The organism is Brevundimonas sp. (assembly GCF_019636155.1).
Lineage (GTDB): Bacteria > Pseudomonadota > Alphaproteobacteria > Caulobacterales > Caulobacteraceae > Brevundimonas.
Window position 1 is genome coordinate 56640 of the sequence record NZ_JAHBYB010000003.1, and the last position, 26256, is coordinate 82895.

At 70.5% G+C, this 26256-nt stretch carries 26 protein-coding genes; 7 read left to right on the plus strand and 19 right to left on the minus strand.

Features of this window, described 5'->3' with window-relative positions; translation table 11 throughout:
- Nucleotide 1 precedes the first annotated feature (1 nt).
- The 6 genes from pheS to KF910_RS04155 form a co-directional block, all read right to left on the minus strand.
- Nucleotides 2-1078 carry a phenylalanine--tRNA ligase subunit alpha gene (pheS, locus tag KF910_RS04130; RefSeq protein ID WP_292258966.1) on the minus strand — a complete coding sequence of 359 codons (1077 nt, stop codon included), beginning with the start codon at nucleotides 1076-1078 and terminating at the stop codon, nucleotides 2-4.
- A gap of 90 nt (nucleotides 1079-1168) precedes the next feature.
- A complete protein-coding gene (gene rplT / locus KF910_RS04135; RefSeq protein ID WP_292258969.1) occupies nucleotides 1169-1522 on the minus strand; it encodes a 50S ribosomal protein L20 in 354 nt (117 codons plus the stop codon).
- A gap of 108 nt (nucleotides 1523-1630) precedes the next feature.
- Entirely contained in the window at nucleotides 1631-1828 is a 198-nt protein-coding gene (gene rpmI / locus KF910_RS04140) for a 50S ribosomal protein L35 (RefSeq protein ID WP_029416075.1), read from the minus strand.
- 121 nt (nucleotides 1829-1949) lie between these two features.
- The gene (locus KF910_RS04145) at nucleotides 1950-3953 is read right to left on the minus strand and encodes an alpha/beta hydrolase family protein (RefSeq protein ID WP_292258972.1); all 2004 of its coding nucleotides are present in this window, start codon (nucleotides 3951-3953) and stop codon (nucleotides 1950-1952) included.
- 108 nt (nucleotides 3954-4061) lie between these two features.
- Nucleotides 4062-4583, minus strand: coding sequence for a translation initiation factor IF-3 (infC, locus tag KF910_RS04150; RefSeq protein WP_292258974.1), 522 nt, complete (start codon nucleotides 4581-4583; stop codon nucleotides 4062-4064).
- Nucleotides 4584-4695: 112 nt separating this feature from the next.
- Nucleotides 4696-5661 carry a glycosyltransferase family 9 protein gene (locus KF910_RS04155; protein WP_292258976.1) on the minus strand — a complete coding sequence of 322 codons (966 nt, stop codon included), beginning with the start codon at nucleotides 5659-5661 and terminating at the stop codon, nucleotides 4696-4698.
- 78 nt (nucleotides 5662-5739) lie between these two features.
- Here KF910_RS04155 and KF910_RS04160 point away from each other — a divergent pair, with 78 nt between their 5' ends.
- Complete coding sequence (locus KF910_RS04160) at nucleotides 5740-6486, plus strand: alpha/beta fold hydrolase (RefSeq protein WP_292258978.1); 747 nt, start codon at nucleotides 5740-5742, stop codon at nucleotides 6484-6486.
- Here the strand turns inward: KF910_RS04160 and galU are convergent.
- Together galU and glmS are read right to left on the minus strand one after the other, a co-directional pair.
- Nucleotides 6470-7348, minus strand: a complete 879-nt coding sequence (galU, locus tag KF910_RS04165; RefSeq protein WP_292258980.1) for a UTP--glucose-1-phosphate uridylyltransferase GalU — start codon at nucleotides 7346-7348, stop codon at nucleotides 6470-6472. The genes KF910_RS04160 and galU overlap by 17 nt on opposite strands.
- Before the next feature lie 191 nt (nucleotides 7349-7539).
- On the minus strand, nucleotides 7540-9354 hold the full coding sequence (gene glmS / locus KF910_RS04170; RefSeq protein ID WP_292258981.1) for a glutamine--fructose-6-phosphate transaminase (isomerizing): 1815 nt from the start codon (nucleotides 9352-9354) through the stop codon (nucleotides 7540-7542).
- 147 nt (nucleotides 9355-9501) lie between these two features.
- Between glmS and glmM the strand changes: the two genes are divergently transcribed.
- Nucleotides 9502-10851, plus strand: coding sequence for a phosphoglucosamine mutase (glmM, locus tag KF910_RS04175; RefSeq protein ID WP_292258982.1), 1350 nt, complete (start codon nucleotides 9502-9504; stop codon nucleotides 10849-10851).
- Nucleotides 10852-10944: 93 nt separating this feature from the next.
- On the opposite strand, the gene pdeM is transcribed toward glmM, so the two are convergent.
- A complete protein-coding gene (gene pdeM, locus KF910_RS04180; RefSeq protein WP_292258983.1) occupies nucleotides 10945-11688 on the minus strand; it encodes a ligase-associated DNA damage response endonuclease PdeM in 744 nt (247 codons plus the stop codon).
- Nucleotides 11685-14327 carry a ligase-associated DNA damage response DEXH box helicase gene (locus tag KF910_RS04185; protein ID WP_292258985.1) on the minus strand — a complete coding sequence of 881 codons (2643 nt, stop codon included), beginning with the start codon at nucleotides 14325-14327 and terminating at the stop codon, nucleotides 11685-11687. The genes pdeM and KF910_RS04185 overlap by 4 nt, the downstream gene beginning before the upstream one ends.
- Nucleotides 14328-14385: 58 nt before the next feature.
- Here KF910_RS04185 and KF910_RS04190 point away from each other — a divergent pair, with 58 nt between their 5' ends.
- From KF910_RS04190 to hisC, 4 genes are read left to right on the plus strand one after another with little or no spacing between them, the layout of a single operon-like run.
- The gene (locus KF910_RS04190; protein WP_416354680.1) at nucleotides 14386-17253 is read left to right on the plus strand and encodes an ATP-dependent DNA helicase; all 2868 of its coding nucleotides are present in this window, start codon (nucleotides 14386-14388) and stop codon (nucleotides 17251-17253) included.
- A 36-nt stretch (nucleotides 17254-17289) separates the two neighbouring features.
- A complete protein-coding gene (locus KF910_RS04195; RefSeq protein WP_292258987.1) occupies nucleotides 17290-18336 on the plus strand; it encodes a DUF2125 domain-containing protein in 1047 nt (348 codons plus the stop codon).
- Complete coding sequence (locus KF910_RS04200; RefSeq protein WP_292258989.1) at nucleotides 18336-19016, plus strand: hypothetical protein; 681 nt, start codon at nucleotides 18336-18338, stop codon at nucleotides 19014-19016. The genes KF910_RS04195 and KF910_RS04200 overlap by 1 nt, the downstream gene beginning before the upstream one ends.
- Before the next feature lie 11 nt (nucleotides 19017-19027).
- Nucleotides 19028-20119 (plus strand): histidinol-phosphate transaminase, encoded by a 1092-nt coding sequence (hisC, locus tag KF910_RS04205; RefSeq protein ID WP_292258991.1) that lies wholly within the window; start codon nucleotides 19028-19030, stop codon nucleotides 20117-20119.
- Here hisC and KF910_RS04210 read toward each other — a convergent pair.
- The 3 genes from KF910_RS04210 to KF910_RS04220 all read right to left on the minus strand — a co-directional run bounded on the left by KF910_RS04210 (nucleotide 20116) and on the right by KF910_RS04220 (nucleotide 21737).
- Nucleotides 20116-20547: a hypothetical protein gene (locus KF910_RS04210; RefSeq protein ID WP_292258992.1), complete on the minus strand. Its 432-nt coding sequence runs from the start codon at nucleotides 20545-20547 to the stop codon at nucleotides 20116-20118. The genes hisC and KF910_RS04210 overlap by 4 nt on opposite strands.
- Nucleotides 20548-20599: 52 nt before the next feature.
- Complete coding sequence (locus KF910_RS04215; RefSeq protein WP_292258994.1) at nucleotides 20600-21379, minus strand: hypothetical protein; 780 nt, start codon at nucleotides 21377-21379, stop codon at nucleotides 20600-20602.
- 121 nt (nucleotides 21380-21500) lie between these two features.
- The gene (locus tag KF910_RS04220; RefSeq protein WP_292258996.1) at nucleotides 21501-21737 is read right to left on the minus strand and encodes a DUF1674 domain-containing protein; all 237 of its coding nucleotides are present in this window, start codon (nucleotides 21735-21737) and stop codon (nucleotides 21501-21503) included.
- Between the two features lie 77 nt (nucleotides 21738-21814).
- Between KF910_RS04220 and htpX the strand changes: the two genes are divergently transcribed.
- Nucleotides 21815-22759 carry a zinc metalloprotease HtpX gene (htpX, locus tag KF910_RS04225; RefSeq protein WP_292258998.1) on the plus strand — a complete coding sequence of 315 codons (945 nt, stop codon included), beginning with the start codon at nucleotides 21815-21817 and terminating at the stop codon, nucleotides 22757-22759.
- 114 nt (nucleotides 22760-22873) lie between these two features.
- Here htpX and KF910_RS04230 read toward each other — a convergent pair whose 3' ends face one another.
- The 6 genes from KF910_RS04230 to grxC are packed head-to-tail and all read right to left on the minus strand — an operon-like array spanning nucleotide 22874 to nucleotide 26223.
- On the minus strand, nucleotides 22874-23371 hold the full coding sequence (locus KF910_RS04230; RefSeq protein WP_292258999.1) for a GNAT family N-acetyltransferase: 498 nt from the start codon (nucleotides 23369-23371) through the stop codon (nucleotides 22874-22876).
- Nucleotides 23359-23826, minus strand: coding sequence for a DUF6265 family protein (locus KF910_RS04235; protein ID WP_292259000.1), 468 nt, complete (start codon nucleotides 23824-23826; stop codon nucleotides 23359-23361). Before KF910_RS04235 ends, KF910_RS04230 begins: the two co-directional genes overlap by 13 nt.
- Before the next feature lie 30 nt (nucleotides 23827-23856).
- Nucleotides 23857-24675 (minus strand): helix-turn-helix domain-containing protein, encoded by an 819-nt coding sequence (locus KF910_RS04240; RefSeq protein WP_292259002.1) that lies wholly within the window; start codon nucleotides 24673-24675, stop codon nucleotides 23857-23859.
- Nucleotides 24676-24682: 7 nt separating this feature from the next.
- Entirely contained in the window at nucleotides 24683-25114 is a 432-nt protein-coding gene (locus tag KF910_RS04245; protein WP_292259004.1) for a DUF1178 family protein, read from the minus strand.
- Nucleotides 25111-25965 (minus strand): carbon-nitrogen hydrolase family protein, encoded by an 855-nt coding sequence (locus KF910_RS04250; RefSeq protein ID WP_292259006.1) that lies wholly within the window; start codon nucleotides 25963-25965, stop codon nucleotides 25111-25113. Before KF910_RS04250 ends, KF910_RS04245 begins: the two co-directional genes overlap by 4 nt.
- Nucleotides 25966-26223 carry a glutaredoxin 3 gene (gene grxC / locus KF910_RS04255; RefSeq protein ID WP_292259007.1) on the minus strand — a complete coding sequence of 86 codons (258 nt, stop codon included), beginning with the start codon at nucleotides 26221-26223 and terminating at the stop codon, nucleotides 25966-25968.
- Nucleotides 26224-26256: the final 33 nt, after the last annotated feature.

Sequence of the window (26256 nt, forward strand, 5' to 3'; positions counted from 1 at the left end):
ATCAGGACAGGCCGGACGCGGGGTTGGGGACGGCGTGGGCCGAGAAGCCGTAGTGGGCCAGCCAGCGGGTGTCGGCCTCGAACATGGGCCGCAGGTCCGGCACGCCGTATTTCAGCATGGCCAGGCGGTCGACGCCCATGCCGAAGGCGAAGCCCTGCCACTGGTCCGGATCGACGCCGCAGGCGCGCAGCACATTCGGGTGCACCATGCCGCAGCCCAGGATCTCCAGCCAGTCGTCGCCGGTGTTCAGCACCAGCTTGCCGCCCGAACGATCACAGCGGATGTCCATCTCGGCGCTGGGCTCGGTGAAGGGGAAATGGTGCGGACGGAACCGCGCCTGGACATCGTCCACCTCGAAGAAGCGGGCGATGAAGGTCTGAAGCGTGGTCTTCAGGTGCCCCATGTGGATGTCGCGGTCGATCACCAGACCCTCGATCTGGTGGAACATCGGCGTGTGGGTGGCGTCCGAATCCTTACGGAAGGTGCGGCCCGGCGCGATGATGCGGATCGGCGGCTGCTGGCTCATCATGGTCCGCACCTGCACCGGGCTGGTGTGGGTGCGAAGAACCTTGCGCTCGCCCGTTTCGGGATCGGGTTTCAGGAAGAAGGTGTCGTGCATCTCCCGCGCCGGGTGTTTGGGCGGGAAATTCAGGGCGGTGAAGTTGTGGAAGTCGTCCTCGATGTCCGGGCCTTCCGCCACGGCGAAGCCCATCGAGGCGAAGATGGCGATCATCTCGTCCATCACCTGCAGGGTCGGATGCACGGCCCCCTTGCGGCGTGGACGGGCCGGCAGGGTAAGGTCCACGCGCTCGGCTTGCAGCCGGGCGTCCAGTTCGGCGGCTTCCAGTTCGGCCTTCTTCGCCGCAATGGCGTGGGTGACCCGGTCGCGGAGGCCGTTGATGGCCGGCCCCTGTTCGCGCCGCTCGTCCGGGCTCATGGCCCCCAGGCCCTTCAGCAGGCCCGACACGGCCCCGGACTTGCCCAGGGCGGCCACGCGCACATCCTCAAGGGCGGCGACGGTTGTCGCGCCGCCGACGGCGTTGATGAGATCGAGTTCAAGCTGGGGCAGGTCGGTCATGTCGCGTTTCGTCTAGCGGCTGCGGCGCAAAGCAAAAAGCCCCCCGGCGCGCGGCCAGAGGGCTTTTGAGGATTCCGTGATCGGGAAACCTTAGGCCAGGGCGGCGCGGACCTTGTCGGCGATGGCCTTGAAGCCGGTTTCGTCGGCGGCGATGGCGGCCATGACCTTGCGGTCCAGCTCGATGCCGGCTTTCGACAGGCCGTGGATGAACTGCGAATAGGTGAAGCCTTCGGCGCGGGCGGCGGCGTTGATGCGCTGGATCCACAGGGCGCGGAACGAGCGCTTCTTGTTGCGGCGGTCGCGATAGGCGTATTGCCCGGCGCGGTCCACGGCGGCCTTGGCGGCGCGGATGGTGTTCTTGCGGCGGCCGTAGAAGCCCTTGGCCTGCTTCAGAACCTTCTTGTGCTTGGCGTGGGACGTAACGCCCCGAGTGACGCGAGCCATGATGATTTTCTCTTCGAGAAGGCCCTAACGCTCGCGACGCGGTCGCTCGCTGCTTGAGGGCCTGATTTCAAACTGATGCGGTGAAGTTCGTTCCTGCCTTTGCGCCGATCAGGCGTAGGGCATGTAGGACTTGATCTTCTTGGCGTCGGCGTCGGCCATGACCGAGGTGCCGCGGTTCTGGCGGATGTATTTGGAATTGTGGCTGATCAGGCGGTGACGCTTGCCCGCCACCCCGGCCTTGACCTTGCCAGTCGCCGTCAGTTTGAAGCGCTTCTTGGCGCCCGACTTCGTCTTCAGTTTCGGCATTTCATCTCCTTTGCCGGGTTCTGGACCCGGAGTTTCAAGGACCGCCCAGGCATGCCTGTTCGCCCGGCGGTCCGGTACGCGAAGGCGCGGCTTCTAAGCGAAGGCGCGCCGGAAAGCAAGGTCAGCGCGGCGGGTTGTGCGCCTCCAGGAAGCGGACCGTCTCGTTCAGCATCCGCTGGCGGGTGTCCGAACGCGACAGCCAGTGATCCTCGCCGGTCATCTCGATCAGTTCGTAAGGCTTGCCGGCGCGGCGCAGGGCGTCGGCCATGACCCGGCTCTGTTCGATCGGCACCACGGTGTCGTCGCGGCCGTGGATCAGCAGGATCGGCGCATCCGCCTGGGCCGCCAGCAGGGCCGGCGAATAGCGGTCCACGGCGTGGTCCAGCCGTTCGACGCCCATGAAGCGGTTCCAGTAGCGCACGGTTTCATTGTCGCGCCGGGCGCCGTCGCGGGCCTCCTGGTTGACCATCCGATAGAGGTCCGAAACCCCGCCATAGGAGACGGCGCAGCGATAGACCCCGCGATCCAGGGTCGGTCCAGCCATGGCCGCATAGCCGCCGTAGCTGGCGCCGACGATGCAGACGCGCGACGGGTCGATCATCCCCTGCTCGGCCATCCAGCGCACGCCGTCCGACAGGTCGGTCTGCATCTTGCGGCCCCATTCGCCGTAGCCGGCCTCCATGAAGGCCTTCCCATAGCCGGTCGAACCGCGGAAATTGGGCTGGAGCACCACATAGCCGCGCGAGGCGATGGCCTGGGCCCACCAGTCGAAGCCGCCGACGTCATGCGAGGCCGGCCCGCCGTGGGCCAGGACGACCAGCGGCAGGTTGCGCGGGCTCTCAACGCCCGGCGGCAGGGTCATGAAGCCGTGAATCTGGGTGCCGTCGGCGGCCGCATATCGAACCGAGCGCACCAGGCCGACCCTGTCCGGCGTCAGGGCGGCGTAGGACCCGCCCGCGGGGGTGATGGTGCCGGCGTCCATGTCCAGAACGAAGAAGGAGCCGGAATCGCGGTCCCCGGCGGTGCGGACCACCACCGTCTTGAAGTCCGGCGTCCAGCTGACCAGGTGAGGCGCGCGGCCGGCGAACGACTGCTGCACCCGGGTCCACATGGCGCCGGCGCGCGGCTCCACGAAGACATAGCGCGGGCCGTCCTCGCCCTCGCCGGCGGCGCCGATCATGCGCGAAGTCAGAGGGTCGAAGAAGATGCCCTGGGGGCGGAACTCAAAACGCAGAGGCCGCCAGGCGCCGGTGGCGATATTGACGTCGAAGAATTCCGCGTCCTCGCGGCCCTCGCGATGCAGGTCCGGGCGATCAGCCGCGACGATCAGGCTGTCGCCATTCATGCCCAGACCCAGCATGGAGGGCGAATCCAGCGGCGCGGTGACCTTGTAGATTTCCTTCAGGCTCGACCCCTGGCGCGCCAGCAGGCTCCATGACCGCAGCGACGGATCGTATTCGCTGCGCGCCAGCGATTGTCCGCTGGGGTCCAGGATGAAGGATTCGACGCGGCGACCCATCACCTCCGCCAGAGACGCGCGGCCGCTGTTGAGGTCGATCCGGTACAGGTCCATCCGCTCCGGGTTCTCGAAGGCGAAGGCGCGGACCAGCAGCGCGGGCGGGTTCTGATTGTCCAGAATGCGGGCGTTGCTCATCATTGCGGGGAAGACGCCGCGGGTGCCGTTGAACACCTCGACCGCCCGGTTGCGGCCCGGGTCGTAGATCTTGCCGATCCAGAATTCGCCGGCCTCGATGCCGAGGCGCGGCAGGGACAAGGTCGCCGAGGTGCTGACCAGGACGCGTTCCTCGCCGATCCAGTCCAGATCGCGCACCTTGACCCGGCCGACGTCCACGCCGCCGATCTGGCTGCGGGTGGTCAGGTCCAGCAGCACCAGGGTCCGCTGCTCGCCCGCGACCGTGATGAAGGCCAGTTTGTCGCCCGAGGGCGACAGGCGAAGCATCTCCAGGGACGGCAGGGCGCCGTAGGCGTCCAGAGGCGAGGCGGCCGTCTCGGCGGCGGTCGCGTTCTGGGCCGAGGCCGGCGCGGCGGGAAGAGTGACGGTCAGGACCGCGGCCAGAGCCCCGGCCACGGCGGCGGTCAAACCGCTCCGGAATACAGACTTCATGATCAACGCCCCGATTGCACAATGGCAATCATCATCCGCCCTGTCGCGGAGGATCACAAGCCCCGGTTGTCCAGGCGCGCTTGCGCCGCCTTGTCGCCGCCCGTCGGGTCAGCGCGGGGCCAGGATCATGATCATCTGGCGCCCTTCCATACGGGGGGCGTATTCGACCTTGGCGACCTCGTCGAAGTCGGCCTGGACCTTGTTCAGCAGCTTCATGCCCAGTTCGGGGTGGGCCATCTCGCGGCCGCGGAAGCGCAGGGTCACCTTGACCTTGTCACCCTCCTCGAAGAAGCGGTGCATGGCCTTGGCCTTCACCTCATAGTCGTGGGTGTCGATGTTGGGGCGGAGCTTGATTTCCTTCAGCTCGACAACCTTCTGGCGCTTGCGCTGCTCGGCCTTCTTCTTCTGCTCCTGGAAGCGATGCTTGCCATAGTCCAGGATCTTGCAGACGGGCGCGTCTGGATTGGCGACGATCTGCACCAGATCAAGTCCGACTTCCTCCGCGGCTTCCAGGGCCGCAGACAGCGGCATGATCCCCTGTTTCTCGCCGTTCTGATCGATCAGAAGCACGCGAGTGGCGCGGATATCGTTGTTCATGGGCGGCCCGTCCTTGACGGGCGGCGTTTGCATCGGACGGCGAATGGGCGTCGTTTCCTTGGTTGTTTACATGTCTGGCAGGGTAAAGCCCGCGACCCGCAGTCGCGTTCCCAGCGGGTTCATATGCCTTTGGAACGGCCGAAATTCAAGGCTGGCGGGGCTCCGGCGCCGAGATGTAGGCGTCGTGTAGCGCCAGAACACCATCGAACACATGATCGACGCTCAGGGCCTCGATGGGGGCGAACTGGCCGCGCGTCTCGTTCGAGGCCACGGTGCGGGTCCTGGGCCCCCAGGGACCGTACAGCCACCATTCGGTCGGACCGAACAGGCCCAGGGTGGGCCGTCCGGCGGCGGCGGCCACATGCATCAGGCCCGAATCGTTGCCGACGAACAGATCGGCCCGGTCGATGGCGGCCGCCGAGGCGAGGATGTCGCCCTTGCCCACGACGTCGATGGCCCGTTCGCCCGCCTCGGCCAGGGCCGGCGCCGCCGGCGGATGGTCGCCCGGTCCGCCCACCAGCATAAAGCGCCAGCCGTCGAAGCGCGGCTCGGCCTTCAGCCGTCCCACCAGTTCGCCCCAGCGTTCGGCCGGCCAGCTCTTGCCCGGCTGGTGGGCGATGGGGGCCAGGGCCAGGATGGGTCCGGGACCGGCGCCGGACGCCAGTTGCGGATCGATCACGGCCGCGGCCGTGGCGCGGGCGCGTTCGTCGATGAACAGTTCGGGGTCCAGGTCGCGATCGGCGCCCATCAGGCGGCTGACCATCTGGACCTTCCTCAGCCCCATCTCCCAGCGGCGGTTGTAGACCACGCGCCGCCGGGCCGGGATCAGCCAGGCCAGGGCCGATCCGCGAATGTCGATGACCATGTCCCAGCGGGTCCCGCGCACCTGGCGCCACAGGTCCAGCCAGTGTCCGGCCGCCTTCTTCTTGTCCAGGATGATGGTCCGCACCACCCCGGGGGCCGAGCGGAAGAAGGGGGCGGGCGGGCGGCCGCAGGCCACGGTGATCTCGGCGCCCGGAAGCTGGCGGCCGATCTCGCGGATCACGCCGGACGAGATGACGCAATCACCGATGCGGTTCGAGGTGACGAACAGGACCTGGGGGGCGGGCATAGGTCTTCCGTCCTATCCCGCGCCGTGCGGGTCAAGCCCGAGGATGACGGATCAGGCGGAAGCAGGCACAAGACGGGCATGACCGACCTCCAGCACCTGACCCGCCCGGATGGCGAAACCCTGGCCTTCAAGCGCGTCGAGGGCGACGGGCCGACCGTCGTCTGGATCGGCGGCTTCCGCTCGGACATGGAGGGGACCAAGGCCCTGGCCCTGGACGCGGCGGCGCGCGCGGGCGGCTGGGCCTATCTGCGCTACGACCATTTCGCCCACGGGGTCTCGTCCGGCGACTGGCGGGCGGCCACCATCGGAAGGTGGCGCGAGGATGCGATCGCCCTGATCGACGCCCTGGACGGGCCGGTGATGCCGGTGGGATCGTCCATGGGCGGCTGGATCGCCCTGTTGCTGGCCCTGGCGCGGCCCGAGCGGATGGCGGGCGTCGCCCTGGTCAATCCGGCCCAGGATTTCACCGAACGGCTGATGTGGCCGGACCTGCCGGACCATGTGCGCCAGGCCATCCTGCGCGACGGCCAGGCGACGATCACGGAGGAGGGCCTGGGCGACTATGTCCTGACCCGCGCCATGTTCGAGGAGGCGCGCCGGTGGCTGCTGCTGGACGACGAAATCCGCATTCCGGCGCCGATCCACATCCTGCAGGGGCGGGACGACGACGTCGTGCCCTGGCGCCATCAGGCGAGGCTGCTGGAGCGGCTGACCGGCGGCGACGTGATCCTGGAGCGGATCGAGGGCGGCGATCACCGCCTGTCGTCGCCGGGCCAGCTGGCGCGGCTGGTCGCGGCGGTCGAGGGTCTCAGAGCAGGGCGCTGACCGCCGCGCGGGCGGCCGGGCCCAGATCGGGCCGCTTCAGCGCCAGGGCGACATTGGCCCGCAGCAAGCCGATCTTGTCGCCGCAGTCGTGGGTCGCCCCTTCGTATTCATAGGCGGTGAAGTCCTGGGTCCGCATCAGCCGAGCCATGGCGTCGGTCAGCTGGATCTCGCCGCCCGCGCCGCGCTCCTGGGTCTCCAGCAGGTCGAAGATTTCCGGCTGCAGGATGTAGCGGCCCGAGATCGACAGGTTCGACGGCGCCGCGCCCTGGGGCGGCTTTTCCACCATCCCCTTCATGGCGATGCGGCGGCCGTCGCGGCTGGCCGGATCGACGATGCCGTATTTGTGGGTCTGGTCCTGGGGCACCGCCTCGACGCCGATGACATTGCCGCCCGTCCTTTCATAGACCTGGGCCAGCTGTTTCAGGGCGCCGGGCGCCGCGTCGACGATCACGTCGGGCAGGATGACGGCGAACGGCTCGTCGCCCACGATGTCGCGCGCGCACCAGACGGCGTGGCCCAGCCCCTTGGGCTGCATCTGGCGGGTGAAGCTCATTTCGCCGGGCCGGGCCAGGTCGGCGTTCAGGGCGTCCAGTATGTCGGTCTTGCCCTTGGCCTGAAGCTGAGCCTCCAGCTCGACCTGATGGTCGAAATAGTCCTCGATCGCCTGTTTGGCCCGACCGGTGACGAAGACGATATGCTCGATCCCCGCTTCGCGCGCCTCCTCGACGATGTAGGACAGGATCGGCCGGTCGACGACGTTCAGCAATTCCTTCGGCGTGGTCTTGGTGCCGGGCAGGACGCGGGTGCCCAGGCCGGCGACGGGCAGGACGGCCTTGCGAAGGCGACGGGTCGAGGCGGTCATGAAGTCTCCGAGGGTGTTCACGCCAGCCTAGAGCATGTCCCGCCGAACTGTCTCCTCCCCATTTCATGGGGAGGGGGACCGCCGCAGGCGGTGGAGGGGATCTTCAGGGGCGCAAAGACTGACCCCTCCGTCTTGTCGGCTGCGCCGCCGATCCACCTCCTCATCGCTGCGCGACAGGGAGGAGATGCGCATCATTCCACCGTCACCGACTTGGCCAGGTTGCGCGGCTGGTCCACGTCCGTGCCCTTCTGGACCGCCGTGTAATAGGCCAGCAGCTGCACCGGCACAGCGTAGATCAGGGGCGCGACCAGGGGGTGGCATTCCGGCGCATCGACGCGGGCGATGCCGGCGCCGTGCGGATCGGGTGCGGCCCCCGGCGCGATCATCACCACCGGACCGCCGCGCGCGGCGACCTCCTGAAGGTTCGAGGCCGTCTTCTCGAACACCTCGTCCAGCGGGGCCAGGGCGATGATCGGCGTCTCCTCGTCCACCAGGGCGATGGGGCCATGCTTCAGCTCGCCGGCGGCATAGCCCTCGGCGTGGATATAGCTGATCTCCTTCAGCTTCAGCGCCCCCTCCATGGCCAGGGGGAACATGGCGCCCCGGCCCAGGAACAGGACATCGCGGGCCTTGGCCAGGTCCACCGCCACCGCCCGGATGTCGGCGTCCATCGAAAGCGCCTCGGCGATCAGGCGCGGGGCCTCGAACAGGGCCTTGACCAGCTCGCCCTCGGTCTGGCCATCGATGCGGCCGCGCGCCACCCCCGCCGCCACCGCCAGCGACAGCAGGGCGGCCACCTGGGCGGTGAAGGCCTTGGTCGAGGCGACCCCGATCTCCGGCCCCGCATGGGTGGGCCACAGGGTTTCCGCCTCGCGCGCCATGGAGGAGGAGTGGACATTGACCACGGCGGCGGTCTTCAACCCCTGCCGCTTGCACCAGGTCAGGCCAGCCAAGGTGTCGGCCGTCTCGCCCGACTGGCTGACGGCGACGGCCAGGGTTCCCGGCGTCAGGGCGGGATGGCGATAGCGGAACTCGGACGCGATCTCGACGTCGCAGGGCAGGCCGGCGATCTTCTCGAAGGCGTATTTGCCGATCTGGCCGGCGTAAAAAGCCGTGCCGCAGGCGATGATCTGGATGCGGTCGATGGCGGCGAAGTCGACGGGCTGGGCCTTGGTCCTGCCGGTCACCAGGTCGAGGTATTCGGACAGGGTGTGCTGGACGCTGTCGGGCTGTTCATGGATCTCCTTCTCCATGAAGTGCCGGTACTCGCCCTTCTCCACGAGGGCGGAGGAGGCCGAGACCTTGACCATCGGCCGTTCGACGGCGGCGCCCGAGGCGTCGAACATCCGCGCGCCCGACCGGTCGATGGCGACATAGTCGCCCTCTTCCAGATAACTGATCTCCTGGGTGAACGGCCCGACCGCCAGGGCGTCGGACCCCAGATACATCTCGCCCTCGCCCCAGCCGACGACCAGGGGACTGCCGCGCCGGGCGCCCAGGATCAGTTCGTCCTCGCCCTCGATTAGCACCGCCAGGGCATAGGCGCCGGTCAGCCGGTCCAGCACCGACTTGAAGGCGGCCAGCGGCTCGGCCCCGGCGTCCAGGGCCGCGTCGATCATATGGGCCACCACCTCGGTGTCTGTCTGGCTTTCGAACACACGGCCCTTGGCTTCCAGTTCGGCCTTCAGCTCGGCGAAATTCTCGATGATGCCGTTGTGCACCAGGCAGACGCGGCCCGCCTTGTGCGGGTGGGCGTTGGCCGTGGTGGGCGCGCCGTGGGTGGCCCAGCGGGTATGGCCGATGCCGACCGTGGCCCTGATCGGATCGTCGGCCAGAACGGCCTCCAGCTCGCGGATCTTGCCCTTGGCGCGGCGCCGCTCGATGCGGCCATCGACCAGGGCGGCCACCCCAGCGGAATCGTAGCCGCGGTATTCCAGCCGCTTCAGGCTGTCGATCAGACGGGGGACGACCGGGCCTTCGCCGCTGACGCCGATGATGCCGCACATGGTGGTCTCGCTCCCTCGTCGCCGCTTTGCGCCGATCCGCCGGACGGTCTAAGCCGTTAGTCCAAGGTGGACGCCTCTAGGGAATATGAAACCCTCGGGCATCCAAAAAAGGGTTTCCGAAGATTTCGGAACGGCAGGGAGAGTCGCATGGGCGACAGGCGGTATTTCGGGACGGACGGCATCCGGGGCCGGGCCAACAGTCATCCGATGACCGCCGAGGTGGCCCTGCGCGTAGGCCTGGCCGCGGGCCGGCTGTTCATGTCGGCCGACGACCGGCGGCACCTGGTGGTGATCGGCAAGGACACCCGCCTGTCGGGCTACACCATCGAGCCGGCCCTGGTGGCGGGCTTCGCCTCTGTGGGCATGGACGTCCTGACGTTCGGGCCGCTGCCGACGCCGGGGGTGGCCATGATGACCCGGTCGATGCGCGCCGACCTGGGTGTGATGATCTCGGCCTCGCACAACAGTTTCACCGACAACGGGATCAAGCTGTTCGGGCCGGACGGCTACAAGCTGTCGGACGAGATCGAGCTGAAGATCGAGGCGATGATGGACGCCGGCCTGGACGAGAGCCTGGCCCCGCCCGACCGTCTGGGCCGGGTCAGGCGGATCGACGACAGTCAGGCCCGCTATGTCGAGATCGCCAAGCGCGCCTTCCCCAAGGGCCTCAGCCTGAAGGGGCTGCGCATCGCCGTCGACTGCGCCAACGGCGCCGGATACCGGGTGGCGCCGACCACCCTTTACGAACTGGGCGCCGAGGTGTTTCCGATCGGGGTCGAGCCGAACGGGATGAACATCAATCTGGACTGCGGCTCGACCCATCCGGGGGCCCTGTCCGAGGCAGTCCGCAAATACCGCGCCGACATCGGCATCGCCCTGGACGGCGACGCCGACCGGGTCATCATCTGCGACGAGACGGGACAGGTGGTCGACGGCGACCAGATCATGGCCCTGATCGCGCGGGACTGGTCACGGCAGGGACTGCTGACCGGCGGCGGGGTGGTGGCCACCGTCATGTCCAACCTGGGGCTGGAGCGGGCCCTGTCGGCCGAGGGGCTGACCCTGGAGCGCACCAAGGTCGGCGACCGCTATGTGATGGAGCGGATGCGCCAGGGCGGCTTCAACCTGGGCGGGGAACAGTCGGGCCATATCATCCTGCACGACCACGCCACCACCGGCGACGGCCTGATGGCGGCGCTTCAGGTCCTGGCCGTCATGGTCGACAGCGGCCGCAGGATGAGCGAGCTGGCGCGTCAGTTCGACACCGTCCCTCAACTGCTGGAGAACGTCCGCTTTACCGCCGGCAAGCCGCTGGAAGACGCTGCGGTCAAGGCCGCCATCGCCGACGGCGAAGCCGCGCTGAACGGCGCCGGCCGGGTTCTTGTGCGCCCGTCGGGCACCGAGAAACTGATCCGCGTCATGGCCGAGGGTGATGACGAGGCCCTGGTCAAACGGGTGGTCTCGGACATCGCCGGGGCGGTGAAGGCGGTCGGCTAGGCCCGGTCGTCCGGGGCGGAGTCCCGAATCGATTCCCCTTTCCGGATCCGGCGCCCGGTCCGGTTGACGTCTGAGACGAAGCCGGAGCGCGGTTCATCGTCCCGCCGCCGCCTTGTCCCAGGCCACCGCATGCACCCGATCACGGCCCAGGGCGGCGATAAGGGGCGGGGTCTCGAACAGGCCGGCCACCGCAGGGTCGCGCACGTTCAAACCGCCGGTGAAGACCCCGAACGCCGGCAGCAGAAGCCGCCGCCCATCGGTGACGAAACAGGGCCTCCGGACACTTCGGCCGTGGCCGACGATCCGGACCGCCGGATGCAGGTGGCCCGCCACCTCGCCGGGCCAGGGCGCCGGCGAGGGCTCGTGCGTCAGGCTCAGGGCGCCCACCGACAGGTGACCGACCACCCGCCCCGGCAGGCCCGCCATATCGGCCTGTTCCAGGGCCCGGCGGTCGTGGTTGCCCTCGATCCACAGCCAGTCCCGTCCCTGGGCCAGGAGGTCCAGCCGGGCGCGATCGTCGCCCGCCATCCGGCCGATGGCGCGGCTGTCGTGGAAACTGTCGCCCAGCAGGATCACGACGCCGGGATCCAGTTCTGCGATCTCGGCCGCCAGCCGGTCCAGGGTGGCGCGGCTGTCATAGGGCGGCAGCATCTGGCCCCGCGCCGCGAAGGCCGACCCCTTCTCCAGATGCAGGTCGCCCGCGACCAGGGTGGAATGATCCGGCAACCACAGGGCGCCGGAACAGCGCAAGACGCAGGTCTCGCCCATGACCGACAGGCGCAGCGAGCCGCAAGGGCGGCGCATGGGCGACAGGGCGGCGCGCAGGCCGGCGTTCATCGCCCTTCTCCCATCACCTCAGCCACCAGGGCCTCTTCCGAAAACTCCATGGCGGCGGCGTCCAGGATCATTTCGGCCGAGCCGCCCCCGACCCGCTCGCGCCCGATCTGGACCAGAACCGGCACGCAGAAGGGCGAGGCCCGGTCCAGCGGCTGATGCACGATCCGTCCCTGGATGCGCGCCAGAAGTTGCCCCAGCCGCGCGACATCCAGCAGGCCGGAGGCGGCGTCGGCCCGGGCGGTGCGAAGCAGCAGATGATCGGGCTGGTGGCGGCGGAGCACGTCGTAGATCAGGTCGGTGGAGAAGGTCACCTGCCGCCCCGTCTTCTCGGCGCCCGGCTGGCGGCGTTCGATCAAGCCGGAGATCAGGGCGCAATTGCGGAAGGTGCGCTTCAACATGAAGCTCTCGTCCAGCCAGTTCTCCAGATCGTCGCCCAGCATGTCGGGCTCGAACAGGGCGTCCAGATCGGCCGGATCGATCGGCCGGATCGACCAGATGGCCAGGGAGTAGTCGGTCACCACAAACCCCAGAGGCCCGACGCCCAGCCGGTCCAGACGCCGGGTCAGCAGCATGCACAGGGTCGAATGGGCCAGCCGCCCCTCGAACGGATAGGCGACCAGGAAATGCCGCGAGCCCTTCGGAAAGGTCTCCACCAGCATGTCGCCGGCGCGCGGGATGACCGAGCGCGCCTCCTGCAGCTCCAGCCATTCCTGCACGTCGGGCGGCAGGACGCGCCAGTGGTCGCGGTCCTGGATCATGTCGCGCACCCGTTCGGCCAGGCTGGTGCCCAGCGGGAATTTCGACCCGCCCCAGGACGGGATCTTGGGGTCCGCGTCGCGCGCGTGGGTGACCAGGGCGTCGGTCCCGCTGATGCCCTGATAGGCCCAGACCTGACCGGCGAAGACGAAGGTGTCGCCGGGGGTCAGCTGTTCGAAATACCATTCCTCGGCCTCGCCGACCTTTCGGCCCGCCGACCAGCGCGCGGCGCCGGTTCCGCCGCCGCGCCGGTGCGCCACCTTGATGTTCAGCGTGCCGGCCGAGACGATGGCGCCGACGTTCATCCGGTGCTTCTGGGCGAGGGTCTGGTTGCGCACCTTCCAGCGGCCGTCCGGCGTGCGCACGATGCGGGCGAACCGTTCGTAGGTGCGCAGGGCGTAGCCGCCGGTGGCCACCAGATCCACCACCTCCTCGAACGTCTCGTAGCTCAGCGCGCGATAAGGGCCGCAGCCGGTCACCTCGGCGAACAGGTCCTCCATGCGGAAGGGCTCGGAACAGGCCACGCCCATGACGTGCTGGGCCAATGTGTCCAGCGTGCCGATATGGTGCGGCTCCCAGTCGAAGGCGTTCTGCGCCACCGCCTCGCGCGCGGCCTGGCATTCCAGCATCTCGAACCGGCTGGCGGGGACCATCAGGGCGCGGCTGGGCTCGTCCAGCCGGTGATTGGCCCGGCCGATCCGCTGCACCAGGCGACTGGCCCCCTTGGGCGCGGCCAGCTGGATGACCAGGTCCACGTCGCCCCAGTCGATGCCCAGGTCCAGGGTCGAGGTGCAGACCACGGCCTTCAGGTCGCCCCGCGCCATGGCCGCCTCGACCTTGCGCCGCTGTTCGGCGGCCAGCGATCCGTGGTGCAGGGCGATGGGCAGGTCATCCTCATTGATGGCCCACAGCTGCTGGAAGACGAACTCGGACTGCCAGCGGGTGTTGACGAAGATCAGGCTCATGCCCGCCCGCTTGATGGCTTCATAGACCTCCGGGATGGCGTGGACGCCGGTGTGCCCCGCCCACGGCACGCGGCCTTCGGAGATCAGCACATCCACCACCGGCGGCGCGCCGGGATCGCCCTTCACAATCAAGACACCCTTCCCCCCTTGCGGGGGAAGGTGGGCGGCGGAGCCGCTCGGATGGGGGGTGTGTTGGACGGGGGCCAGGCTGTCACCGAGCGCGTCGCCCAAAGCCCCCCCCTCCGTCTCGCTCCGCGAGCCACCTTCCCCCGCGAGGGGGGAAGGGGAGAGCCAGTCGGCGATCATCTGCGGGTCGTCGACAGTCGCGCTCAACGCCACCCGCCGCATCCCCGGCGCAAAGGCCTGCAGCCGGCCCAGACCCAGGTTCAGCAGATCCCCCCGCTTGCCGCTCCAGATGGCGTGGACCTCGTCCAGCACCACGCATTTCAGGTCGGCGAAATAGGCCCGCGCCCCCTCCCAGGCGCAGAACAGGGCCAGTTGCTCCGGCGTCGTCAGCAGGATGTCCGGCGGAAAATCGCGCTGGCGCTGGCGCTTGGATTGTTTGGTGTCGCCGGTGCGGCTCTCGACATGGATGTTCAGCCCGATCTCGCGGATGGGCGTCATCAGATTGCGCTCGACGTCGGTGGTCAGGGCCTTCAGAGGCGACAGATAAAGCGTGTGCACCCCGCTGCCCGGCCCCGTTTCCGGCTTCGGTCCGCGCTCGGCCAAGTCGATCAGGCTGGGCAGGAAGCCCGCCAGGGTCTTGCCGCCCCCGGTCGGCGCGACCAGCAGGGCGTGGGCCCCCGCTTCGGCCGCCCGAACCATTTCCAGCTGATGCCGCCGGGGCGACCAGCCGCGCCGCGCGAACCAGTCGGCGAACAGCGGCGGAAGCGTTGCGGGAGCGGCAGGGGACGGCACGGAGGCGATATAGCATGTTCCCGTTCCGTTTCACCCCGGCGCGCGCTATCGTCCGCGGGTGATTTCCGACCCTTCCCTCCCGACCGGCGCCGTCAGCGGCGCCCCGCCCTGGCTGGACCTGCCGCCGGCCCTGGCCACGCCGCCGGGGGCCGGGGCGGTGTGCGACGATCAGGGGGCGCGGCGGATCGGGCGCGGGGCGGCCGAGGGGCTGCTGACCGGCGGGCCGGTGCTGGTGGCCCATGCGGCCCTGACGGCGCGGCGACTGGGGCTGGCGGCGCCGCCGCGCAGCCGTGACCTGATGGATGTGCTGGAGCTGTTCGCCTTCGTGCGGCCGGCGCGGTTCTGCGCCCCGTCCCCCACTGGCCTGGCCCTGGCCCTGGGTCTGGCCGAACCCAAGGGGGCGGAGGCTCAGGCCCAGGCTTTGCGAGAGAGCGCGACCCTGCTGCTGAAGGAAATGGCCGATCCGGCCTGGCCCGGGCGCGAGGCGGCGGTGACTTTGGCCGAGACCATGGATCGGGCGGGCTGGGCCTGGGGGCCGCGCGTGCTGGACGCCCTGCGCGCCCAGCCGGTGCGCGATCGCCAGCATCGCGGGTCGGGCCTGGACGTCTGGTCGCGCCTGCCGGAATGGGAGGACGAGGCGCCGCGCGGCGAAGCCGGCTCGGCTCCGGTTGACTCTGAGTCCGCCCGCATCCGGCTGGAGAAGCTGCTTCAGGCCGCCGGGCTGGACGAGGCGCGTCCAGCCCAGTCGGACTATGCGGCCGAGGCGGCCTACGCCTTTTCGCCGCGCGACGAGGCGGGGCGGCCGCGCATGCTTCTGGCCGAGGCGGGCACCGGCACGGGCAAGACCCTGGGATACCTGGCCCCCGCCAGCCTGTGGGCCGAACGCAACGCCGGGGCGGCCTGGGTCTCGACCTACACCCGCGCCCTGCAGCGCCAGATCGACCGCGAGAGCGCCAGCCTGTGGCCCGACCCGGCCGAACGCAAACGCAAGGCCGTGGTGCGCAAGGGGCGCGAAAACTATCTGTGCCTGCTGAACCTGCAGGAGATGGTCCAGGCGGCCCAGCTGGGGACCGGCGACCTGATCGGCGCGGCCCTGGCGGCGCGCTGGGCCTTGCACAGCCGCGACGGCGACATGACCGGCGGCGACTGGCCCGGCTGGCTGCCCGGCCTGTTCGCCGTGGCCCCGGCCCATCAGGCGGGGGCGGCCAATCTGGTGGACCGGCGCGGCGAGTGCGTCCACGCCGCCTGCCCCCACTACCGCACCTGTTTCGTCGAAAAGACCATCCGCGCCAGCCGCCGGGCCGATCTGGTCATCGCCAACCACGCCCTGGTCATGACCCAGGCCGCCTTCGACGGCGCCCGCACCGCGCGCGGCCAGAAACAGGACGGCGAGACGGCGGCCCTGAAACGCATCGTGTTCGACGAGGGCCACCATCTGTTCGACGCCGCCGACAGCGCCTTTTCCGCCGCCCTGTCGGGCCAGGAGGCGGCCGAGCTGCGCCGCTGGATTCGGGGACCCGAGGGGCGGGGGCGACGCGGGCGCGGGCTGGAACAGCGGCTTGGCGACCTGTGCGCCGACTCGGAGGCGGCGACGAAAGCCCTGAACGACGCCATCCGCGCGGCGGCCGAACTGCCGGGCGACGGCGTCTCGGCCCGCATCGGCGCCGCGACCGGCGAAGTGAACCCCATCGGCCCGATCGAGCGGTTCCTGGCCGCCGCCCTGGACCAGCTGCGCGCGCGCACGTCTGAAACATCAGCCGGGGCCGAGTTCGGCCTGGAGTGCGCCCTGCGGCCCGTCACCGAGCCGGTGCTGGACACGGCGCGCGAGGCGGCGCGGGCGTTGGCGAACGTAGAGGCGCCGCTGCTGGCCCTGTCGCGGCGCCTGGAAGACATACTGGACGACGAGGCCGACGTGCTGGAGCCATCGTCACGGGCGCGGATCGAAGGCGCCCTGCGCGGTCTGGACCGGCGGGCGCGCATGACCCTGCCGGCCTGGCGCGCCATGCTGGCGGCGCTGGAGGAGACGGGCGACGAACCCGACCCCGACTTCGTTGACTGGCTGTCGGCCGAGACCGCCTTCGGCCGTATTCATGACGTGGCCCTGCGCCGCCACTGGATCGATCCGACCGTGCCGCTGGAGGCCGCGGTGATCGCGCCGTCGCACGGGGTGCTGGTCACCTCGGCCACCCTGTCGGACGCAGGCGGGATGGAGTGCGCCGACCCGTTCGACCTGGCGCGGATGCGGACCGGCGCGGCCCGGCTGATCGACCCGGCGCGGACGCTGAAGCTGGACAGCCCGTTCGACTATGAGGCCAACAGCCGGGTCATCGTGGTCACCGACGTGGCCAAGGACGACCCGCGCCAGACGGCGGCGGCCATGCGCGAACTGTTCCTGGCGTCCGGCGGCGGGGCGCTGGGCCTGTTCACCGCCATCCGGCGGCTGCGGGCGATCTATGAGCGGCTGGGGCCGGAGCTGGCCAAGGCCGGCCTGCCCCTCTACGCCCAGCACGTCGATCCGCTGGAGATCGGGGCCTTGGTCGACATGTTCCGGGTCGAGCAGGACAGCTGTCTTCTGGGCACCGACGCGGTGCGCGACGGGGTGGACGTGCCGGGGCGGTCCCTGCGACTGCTGGTGTTCGACCGCGCCCCCTGGCCCCGCCCGGACCTGTTGCACAAGGCGCGGCGCGAGCGGCTGGGCGGCCTGTTCGACCGGGGGCGCGGCTATGACGACGCCCTGGCGCGCGGCCGCATCGCCCAGGCGTTCGGCCGCCTGATCCGCCGCGCCGACGACCGGGGGGTGTTCGTCATGCTGGACGCCGCCAGCCCGACCCGCCTGTTCGCCGGCCTGCCGCCGGGCGCCGAGGTGATGCGGATGGGCCTGGCCGAGGCGGTCGAACTGACGCGCGGCTTTCTGGGCGATTCCTAGCCTTGGCGCGTTGATGCGGTCTGATAGAGGAAGGCCATGACCGATACGCCCGCCCCCCGCCACCGCCGACGCGGCCTGTTCGCGCCGCTGATCCTGGTGCTTCTGGCCCTGGCCGCCTGGACCGGCTGGTGGTTCTGGCTGTCGTCCCAGATCGAAGGGCGGCTGCAGGCCCAGGCCCAGGCCCTGCGTGCCCAGGGGTGGCAGGTGGACTATGTCTCGGGCGGGCTGACCGGCTGGCCCTTCCGCACCCGGCTGGCGCTGGACCATGTGAAGATCGTCGCCCCGTCCGGCCATGCCCTGGCCGCGCCGCAGCTGGTGGCCGAGGCCAACGCCTACAATCCCGACAAATGGGTGATCCTGGCTACCGACGGCCTGGTCCTGACCCGCGCCGACAAGGGTCAGGTGGCGGTGCGCGGCCAGGCCCTGCGCATGAGCGTCCATGGACTGAACCAGCGCTGGCCCAATGTCGCCATCGACCTGAACCAGCCGGAATTCACCCCTCATCCGGGGTCCGAGGCCTTTCCTCTGCGCCGCGCGGAAGAACTGGCCTTCTACCTGCGTCCGCATCGGACCGACGCCGCTCCGGCGCCCGACAGCGTCGATGTGCTGTTCCGGCTGGTCGACGCCGAGGGGCGCGATCGCGGCCCGGTCGAGGGCCTGGCGCAGGGCGGGCGGCTGACCCTGCAGATGGAGGCCGTGATCGAACAGGCCGGCCGGCTGCGCGGCATGGACGAGGCGGGGGTCTTCTCCGCCTGGACCCGCGCGGGCGGGCGCTTCACCCAGGTGCGCGGCCGCGCCGTCGCCGGCGACAGCCGCGCCGAACTGTCCAGCGACAGCCTGGCCGCCGGCCCGGACGGGCGGCTGGTCGGCCAGGTGGCCCTGAAGACCGAGCGCCCCCTGCCGGCCATCGCCGGCCTGGCGGGGTCGGGCCAGGGGGCGGTCAATCGCGTCGGCGTCGCGGGGGCCGCCGCCGCCACGGCGGCGACCGGCGGCCAGGGCGATATGGATCTGACCCTGGTGTTCCGCGACGGCCGCACCTTCCTGGGGCCCTTCGCCCTGGCCCCGGCGCCGCGGCTGTTCTGATGCTGACGGCGCCGGACGAGGATCCGCAACGCACGGCCCTGGACGCGGCGCTGCGGTCGGCCCTGACGGCTCGCCTGGCCCTCGGCGAGGCGGCGTCGTCGGACGCGGCGGCCCTGGCCCTGCGGGCGGTGCTGGCGGGAACGACGCCCGCCGAAGGCGCGGTTCTAAAGGCCGCCTGGGGCCGGATGGCGGCGGCGGATCGCCCCCTGGTCGTCTGGGGCGCGGCGGCCCAGGTCCTGGCGGCGGACCGTTTCGGCCTGACAGCCCGTCTGGCGGCCGAGCCGGAACAGGCGTTGGAGGCGGCGGCCGGGCGCGCGACCGCCGTGCTGGACCTGACCCCCGCACGGCCCTGGTGGGGGCGGCTGTTGGCCCGGCCCGAGCTCAAGGTCACGGCGGCCCTGCCCGACGATGCGGCGGCCCGCCCCCGCGCCCTGATCGTCGCCCGCGCCCAGCCCGGTCCCACCGGCGACGACCGCACCTTCTGGATCACCGACAGCGCCCGCCCCGACGCCGAGATCGCGGCGTTTCTGGCTCAGGCCGGACTGGCGGCCCAACCCCTGACGGCGGGCGGCGGGTTGAAGCTGTTCCTGCTGGCGGGTTATGTGCAGGCCGAGGACGGGCGGCTGAACGGCGCGCCCGGCGACCTGACCGGCGTCATCGGCGCCGCCCCCGTTTTCTGAAGGCCTTTCCCATGACCACCGGACCCGCGCCCAAGCCCGGCATCCTGGACATCGCCCCCTATGTGGGCGGCAAGTCGCGCATCGAGGGCGTGGCCGAGCCGATGAAACTGTCGTCCAACGAGAACGCCCTGGGCGCCGGCGAAAAGGCGCGCGAAGCCTTCCAGGCGGCGACGGCCAACATCCACATGTATCCCGACGGCCGGGCGGCCAAGCTGCGCCAGGCGGTGGCCGACCTGCACGGGATCGAGCCGGAGCGGCTGATCTTCGGCAACGGTTCGGACGAGGTCTTCGCCTTGCTGAACCAGACCTATCTGCGTCCCGGCGACAATATCGTCACCGGCCAGTACGGCTTCCTGGCCTATCGCATCAGCGCCAAGGCCAATGAGGGGATCGTCAAGCTGGCGCCCGAGCCGGGCTTCAAGGCCGAGGTCGAGGCCCTGCTGGCCGAGGTCGATGACCGCACCCGCATCGTCTATGTCTCCAACCCCTCCAACCCGACCGGCAGCTGGAACTCGGGCGAGGAGATCGCCCGCCTGCACGCCGCCCTGTCGCCCGACATCCTGCTGGTGATCGACGAGGCCTATGCCGAATATGTCACCGAGCCGGACTGGGAGACCGCCATCCCCCTGGCGCGCGAGGCGTCCAACATCGTCGTCACCCGCACCTTCTCCAAGATCCACGGCCTGGGCGGGCTACGCATCGGCTACGGTTATGCGCCCCTGTCGGTCGCCGAGGCGGTGGACCGCATCCGCCTGCCGTTCAACGTATCCGTGCCGGGGCTCGAGGCGGCGACCGCGGCCCTGGGCGACGAGGCGCACCAGAAGGCCTCGCGCGACCTGATCCAGACCTGGCGGCCGCGCCTGACCCAGGCGCTACGGGGCTTCGGCTATGACGTCCTGCCCTCGGCGGGGAATTTCGTCCTGGTCCGGTTCGGCGGGGCCGAGCGCGCCCGGGCGGCCAACGACTATCTGAACGCCAAGGGGATCATCGTGCGCCCCGTCGGCGGCTACGGCCTGCACGACGCCCTGCGCATCACCGTGGGGACGGAAGACCAGAACCGCGCCGTCATCGACGCGCTCAGCGAGTTCGCCGCCCAGGCCTAACGGTCGTACAGATAGACGTCCGGGCCATCCCGGCCGCTCCAGCCATATCGCGGCGCGTCCCCGCGCGGCCAGGACCGCCAGCGCGACGGCGGACGATCGTCGGCATAACCCCATTCGTCGCGATAGCCCGCGGCGTAGCGGCCGCCATATCCGGAGCCCCGGCCCCACCGGTGTCGATTCCCGTGATCGTAGCCGTGCGGCCGATGGATCAGCGGCCCCTCGCCATGGGCGTATCCATCGCCCGCCGCACCCAGCCGCGCATGGGCCCTGGCTCGGGCCTCGGACAGGGGCGAAGGTTGGATGTCGGCGCCATAGGCTGGCTGGCCCCAGGCGCGGCCGCCGTGGAACTGGGCCTGGACCGCGTCCGGCGCGGCCAGAACCAAAACGCCGACGGTCAGGGCGGCGCCGGCGCCGATCATGGTCCTCATCGCGGTCTCCTCCTGATCGGGTGGGAAACGCGCGACGACGGCCTTTGTTCGTTCAGCCGCGCTCGCCCGGTTCCTGGCGATAGTCGTGGCGCGGCGGCGGGCCCATCGGCGCCGCGTCGGGCGGCGGCAGGTCGCCGTAATAGGGCAGGCCGGACGCCGGTTGCGGCCGATGGTCGGGTTCCGGCGCCGGGGCGTGGAAATGCGGCGCCGGATGCGGGGCGCGGCAGTCGCAGTCGGCGCGCCCGTCGTCATAGCCCCGGTCGTAGGCGCGGCTCTCGCGGCCGATGATCTCGAACGCCCAGGCGGCCTCGACCTGACGGCGATACTCCGCGTCGCTTTCCCAGCGCTCGTAATGGTCTTGGTCGTAGGACCCCGCCTGGTCGCGCCAACGGCCCTCGCGGCCATAGCGGTCGCCGCGCGGGACGGGCGGGCCGGCGCGATAATCGCGGCCGAATCCCTGGACCGCATAGCCGAAGGGGGCGCTGGGGGCCGCCGGGACCAGGTTGCGGTCGTCGACATGGACGGGGCCGCCGCCCATCAGTCCATAGTCCCCCACATAGCCGCCGCCCGAGATTATCGTCCCGCCGCCGACATAGGTCCGGCTGGCTCCCGAGGCATAGGCGCGGGCGTTGATATAGCTGCGGGCCGAGGCGGACGCAGACGCCGATGCGCTGGCGTTCACATTGACATTGATATTCGGGGTCGCCGGCGGACGGCAGCCGCCGCAGGGTCCGTGCGGGGAGGGTGGGGGCCGTCGCCCGCCGCGCTCGCCGGCGATGGCGGGACTGGACAGGATCAGGGCGACGATCGCCGCCGAGGTCAGGACGCGCATGGGCTGCAGGACTTTCGCTGGTCGGCGGCAGTCTAGGCGCGTGCGGCGCGCGGGTCGGGCCTTCGCACCCGGCGGGCGACGATCAGGGTTAAGGTTCGCCCCTCAGGATTCCGGCCGGCGCTCAGAAATCGACCGCCAGTCCCTTCTTCTCCCAGTCGCCATAGCGGGTCGGCTCGGGCCCCCGCCGCCCGCCGTCTTCGTGCGGCAGTTCCAAGGGGACTGCGGCCTGGCGTCGCGCCTCGGCCTCCAGCAGGGCGCGCCGGGCGGCCTCGGTCAGGGGCCGATGCGGCGTGGCGCCGGGCACATCGGCGTTCAGGCGGGGGGCCGGTTCGGCGTCGGGGGTGGGCTGTTCGGTCACAGGGGGCGTCTCTTGAGGCCGGCTCTCGCCTTCCTCAGATAGGCCCTCGGTATCCCGGAGTCACCCGTCGCCCGTCCATGAACCACTTGAAGACCTTCGCCCTGCTCGCCGCCCTGACCGCCCTGTTCGCGGGCGTCGGCTATCTGATCGGCGGAGCGACGGGCATGCTGATCGCCCTGGTCTTCGCCGGCGGCATGAACCTGTTCAGCTACTGGAACGCCGACAGGATCGTACTGAAGATGTATCGCGCCCAGCCGGTGGACGAGGCGCACCCCAACGCCGTGGTCCGCAACTATGTCGCCGACGTGAAGCAGATGGCCGCCGACGCCGGCCTGCCCCAGCCGACCATCGCCATCATCCCGACCGACCAGCCGAACGCCTTCGCCACCGGCCGCAACCCCGCCAATGCCGCCGTCTGCGCCACCACCGGCCTGCTGGACATGCTGTCGCGCGAGGAGATCCGCGGGGTGATGGCCCACGAACTGGCCCATGTGAAGAACCGCGACACCCTGACCATGACGGTCACCGCCACCCTGGCCGGGGCCATCGCGGCCCTGGCCAATTTCGCCCTCTTCTTCGGCGGCGGCGATGATCGGGAACGGCCCGGCGGCCTGATCGGAACCCTGGCCCTGATGATCCTGGCCCCCATGGCGGCGGGCCTGGTGCAGATGGCCGTCAGCCGCGGCCGCGAATACGAGGCCGACCGCGTGGGCGCCCAGATCGCCGGCGACCCCCAGGCCCTGGCCGCCGCCCTGCAGAAGATCGAGGCCTACGCCAAGCGCATCCACAATCCGACCGCCGAACGCAATCCGGCCTCGGGCCAACTGTTCATCATCAACCCCCTGGCGGGCGGGCGGGCCGACAGCCTGTTCTCGACCCATCCGAACACGGCCAACCGGGTGCGGGCGCTGATGCAGATGGGGGGCGTGACGGCCGGGGCGCCGCATCCCGCCCCGCCGCGCGCCGTCACTGGCGTTCCGGTGACCCCGACGCCCGAAAGGCCGCGCGGCCCCTGGGGATGAGGCCCCACGCGGTCCAGGTTCTGGGCTCCCCGTTCGGGCCTGATCGAAAGCGGGTCCGCCATCGCTGATGCGGCAGGCGATGCAACAGCATCGCCGACGATCCGGACGCCAATCCTAAAGCGGCCGGATCATGTAGCGGGCGTCGGGCCCGTAGCTGGCCAGCCTGGTCCGCAGGGCCGGGCTTTCGACGGGCTGAAAACCCAGGCTTTGCCAGAACACAGCCGCATCATTGACCGCCACCAGGGCGATAGCGGGCCAGCCCTCGGCCGCCGCCTGTCGGGCCAGCCGTTCGATGATCGGCCGCGCATGCCCGGCCCCGCGCGCCCGGGGGTCCAGGGCCAGGTCGTGCAGATAAAGAACATCCGCGCCGTCAGGGACGGCGCCGACCAGGGTGTTCAGGGCCGGGGGCGCCTCGCGCCGCCAGGGATAGGCGACCAGATAGCCGCGCACCCCCTCCGAACCGTCCAGGACGAAACAACCGCGGGGGTTCAGGCCCAGCCGTTCGGCGAAACAGGCCCGGTCCTCCGGATGGTTCGGAAAAGCGACGCGGGCGACGGCGACGACCTCATCCAGGTCGCCTTCGGTCATCGGCCGCCAGATCAGCTCGGGCATCGGGCGTTCAGCTCCCGGCGCTCGAAACTCCAGTCGGCGCTGCGCTCGCGGCCGTCGATTTCGCCCTCGATGCGAGCGGTCAGGCGGTCGCCGTCGCGGGCATAAAGGATGCGCGCCGGATAGTCGTCGGCCACGGTGTTCTGGAACACCGCCCGGCCTTCGGATTGTTCGATCAGCAGGAACAGGGTCGGGGCCGCCCCGTCCGGCTGGGCGAAATAACCCAGGCGGCCATCCGGCGTCGCGGCGATGTGCGACGCCTCGAACCCCGCGCGGTCGCCCCGGACCGTCAGGGCCCAGCCGACCATCAGGCCCTGGCGCGGATCGCTCCAGGCCTCGGCCGCCTCGCGCCCGTTCGAGCAGTCCAGCCAGTAGCCGGCCATCCAGCCCAGATCGTCGGCCGTCGCGGCCGGGGTCTGCAGCATCAGGGCGGCGGCGAGGGCGGGCAGGATGGGCATGGCGGGTCTCCGTCTGGGTTCGGCCGGACCCTAGGCGTCGGCGGCGCCCGCCGGCTTGTAGGATTGCGACGCGATGGCCCGCGCCAGTTCGACCTGTTCGCGCGCCCAGTCGGTGGCGGTGCAGCCCAGGAAGCGGCGGAATTCGCGCGCCATCTGCGGCTGGTCGAAATAGCCGGCCGCCAGACCGGCCTCCAGCCACCCGGCCGCCTCTCCGCCCGCCGTGGCGTGGTCGAACACCCGGCGGAAGCGGAACACGGATTTCAGGGCGCGGGGCGAGACCCCGACCCGGTCCAGGAACCGGCGTTGCAGGGCGCGCTGGGCCGCCGCATCGCGCGGCGGGGTCGGGCGCTCGGCCTGCAGGGTCTCCATTTCGGCCCGCACCATGGGGTCGATACGCCAGTCCCCGACGCGGCGTTGGTCGTCCAGCCAGGCGATCATCGTCCTGGCCTGGCCTTCGGGATCGCCTACCGGGACGGCCAGGCCCGCCAGTCGCCCGGTCATGTCCAGCCGCCGATCCGTCGCCGCCGACAGGGGCGCCCCCAGCCAGTCGCGCGCGCCGTCGGGATGGAACCGCACAGCCACCAGCTCGACCGGCCCCACCGGACGGATGGCCATGGGCCGGCTCATCTGGCCGGCGAAGATGCGCGGCGGCTGCAGCCGGAAGACGCCGTCGTCGTGCAGTTCCTCATAAGGATCGCCGACATCGACGATCAGTTCGGGGCAGCCGTCCGGGGCGATGCGTTGGACCGTGCGGCTGGGCTCAGGCGCGGCGTAGGTCCAGATCACCCTGACCCAGGGCTTAAGGGCCTCGGGCGGTTCGAACTCCTGATAGCGCTCGCCGCCCCCCATGGCGCGGTCAGTTCAGCTTGGCCGGGTCGGGCGGCGGGGCAGGCAGGGGGGCGCACGGAACGCCGTCGTCCTTCAGCTTCTTCACCTCGGCGGGGGTGGCCTCGCCATAGATGTCGCGCTTTTCCGAACGGCCTTCGTGGATGTCGCGGGCCTCGCGGGCGAAGGCGTCGCCGACATAGTCGAAATTCCGTTCGACATGGTCCCGCACCTGGCGGGCAGCCTGCATCATCATGTCCTGCATCCGGGCCGCCGTCTCGGGCGCGGCGGCCTTCCGGGTTCCCGAGACCGCCGGGGCCATGACCTGTTTGCGCACGGCGGTGGAGCCACAGGCGGGGCATTGCACCAGGCCTCGCGCCGCCTGGTCATCATGGTCGGCGGACGAGGCGAACCAGGCCTCGAAACCATGGTCGTGATCGCAGATCAGGGCGTAGCGGATCATGAGGCGCCCGTCGGTCCAGGCGCCGCGAAATCGCGGTCGTGGCTCAGGGCGGGCACCGCCTGCCGCGCCTTGCCAACGGCGTCCAGGTCCAGGGTGGCGAACAGCACCCCCGGTTCGTCATGGTCCAGCCGACCGATCACCTCGCCCCAAGGCCCGACCACGATGGACCGGCCCCAGGTGCGGCGGCCGTCTTCGTGCGTTCCGCCTTGCGCGGGGGCCAGGACGAAGGCGCCGGTTTCTATGGCGCGGGCCCGCAACAGGGTCTCCCAGTGGGCCTCGCCGGTCGGCCGCGTGAAGGCGGCGGGCACGGCGATCATGGCGGCGCCGGCCTTGGCCAGTTGCCGGAACAGGTGCGGAAACCGCACGTCGTAGCAGACCGTCAGCCCCAGCCCGCCCCACGGCGTCTGGGCGACCACGGCCGCGTCGCCGGGCCGGATATTGGCGCTCTCGCGATAGGTCTCGCCATTGGGCAGATCGACGTCGAAGACGTGCAGCTTGTCATAGCGCGCCGTGATCCGGCCCTGGTCGTCGATCAGCAGGCTGCGGTTCGCCGCCCGGTCGTCGCCGGCATGGCCGGATTTCACGATGGCCGATCCGACCAGCAGCCAGACCTTCAGCTCGGCCGCCAAGGCCCGCAGGCCCTGGACGCAAGGGTCGTCGGCCTCGTCACGGATCGCCTCGCCGCGCCGGTCGCGGCGTTGCTCCAGCAGGTTGGTCCCCTCGGGCGTCAGTATGAACCGAGCCCCCCCCGCCGCCGCCTGACGGATCAGGGGTGCGACATGGGCCAGCCCCGCCTCGGCCGTCGCCGGGGTGCGCGTCTGGATCAGGGCGATGTCCAGGCGGCGGTCCATTCAGGCGGCCAGCAAGGCGTCCAGCTTGCCGGCCCGGTCCAGGGCGTGCATGTCGTCGGACCCGCCGATGTGTTCGCCGTTGATGAAGATCTGCGGGAAGGTGGCGCGGCCGCCCGAACGCTGGACCATCTCGGCCTTCTTCTCCGGGTCGGTGGAGGCGACGATCTCGGTGAAGTCCACGCCCTTCCTGGCCAGTAGGCCCAGCGCCGCATAGCAGTAGGGGCAGCCGGGCTTGGTGTAGATGACGACGTCGGCCAAATCAGATCTCCAGAACTAAAACCGTCCTCGCGC

Coding starts and splice junctions, on each gene's coding strand:
- pheS (WP_292258966.1), bottom strand. CDS start 1,078: ATGACCGACCTGCCCCAGCTTGAACTCGATCTCATCAACGCCGTCGGC.
- rplT (WP_292258969.1), bottom strand. CDS start 1,522: ATGGCTCGCGTCACTCGGGGCGTTACGTCCCACGCCAAGCACAAGAAG.
- rpmI (WP_029416075.1), bottom strand. CDS start 1,828: ATGCCGAAACTGAAGACGAAGTCGGGCGCCAAGAAGCGCTTCAAACTG.
- KF910_RS04145 (WP_292258972.1), bottom strand. CDS start 3,953: ATGAAGTCTGTATTCCGGAGCGGTTTGACCGCCGCCGTGGCCGGGGCT.
- infC (WP_292258974.1), bottom strand. CDS start 4,583: ATGCAAACGCCGCCCGTCAAGGACGGGCCGCCCATGAACAACGATATC.
- KF910_RS04155 (WP_292258976.1), bottom strand. CDS start 5,661: ATGCCCGCCCCCCAGGTCCTGTTCGTCACCTCGAACCGCATCGGTGAT.
- KF910_RS04160 (WP_292258978.1), top strand. CDS start 5,740: ATGACCGACCTCCAGCACCTGACCCGCCCGGATGGCGAAACCCTGGCC.
- galU (WP_292258980.1), bottom strand. CDS start 7,348: ATGACCGCCTCGACCCGTCGCCTTCGCAAGGCCGTCCTGCCCGTCGCC.
- glmS (WP_292258981.1), bottom strand. CDS start 9,354: ATGTGCGGCATCATCGGCGTCAGCGGCGAAGGCCCGGTCGTCCCCCGT.
- glmM (WP_292258982.1), top strand. CDS start 9,502: ATGGGCGACAGGCGGTATTTCGGGACGGACGGCATCCGGGGCCGGGCC.
- pdeM (WP_292258983.1), bottom strand. CDS start 11,688: ATGAACGCCGGCCTGCGCGCCGCCCTGTCGCCCATGCGCCGCCCTTGC.
- KF910_RS04195 (WP_292258987.1), top strand. CDS start 17,290: ATGACCGATACGCCCGCCCCCCGCCACCGCCGACGCGGCCTGTTCGCG.
- KF910_RS04200 (WP_292258989.1), top strand. CDS start 18,336: ATGCTGACGGCGCCGGACGAGGATCCGCAACGCACGGCCCTGGACGCG.
- hisC (WP_292258991.1), top strand. CDS start 19,028: ATGACCACCGGACCCGCGCCCAAGCCCGGCATCCTGGACATCGCCCCC.
- KF910_RS04210 (WP_292258992.1), bottom strand. CDS start 20,547: ATGAGGACCATGATCGGCGCCGGCGCCGCCCTGACCGTCGGCGTTTTG.
- KF910_RS04215 (WP_292258994.1), bottom strand. CDS start 21,379: ATGCGCGTCCTGACCTCGGCGGCGATCGTCGCCCTGATCCTGTCCAGT.
- htpX (WP_292258998.1), top strand. CDS start 21,815: ATGAACCACTTGAAGACCTTCGCCCTGCTCGCCGCCCTGACCGCCCTG.
- KF910_RS04230 (WP_292258999.1), bottom strand. CDS start 23,371: ATGCCCGAGCTGATCTGGCGGCCGATGACCGAAGGCGACCTGGATGAG.
- KF910_RS04235 (WP_292259000.1), bottom strand. CDS start 23,826: ATGCCCATCCTGCCCGCCCTCGCCGCCGCCCTGATGCTGCAGACCCCG.
- KF910_RS04240 (WP_292259002.1), bottom strand. CDS start 24,675: ATGGGGGGCGGCGAGCGCTATCAGGAGTTCGAACCGCCCGAGGCCCTT.
- KF910_RS04245 (WP_292259004.1), bottom strand. CDS start 25,114: ATGATCCGCTACGCCCTGATCTGCGATCACGACCATGGTTTCGAGGCC.
- KF910_RS04250 (WP_292259006.1), bottom strand. CDS start 25,965: ATGGACCGCCGCCTGGACATCGCCCTGATCCAGACGCGCACCCCGGCG.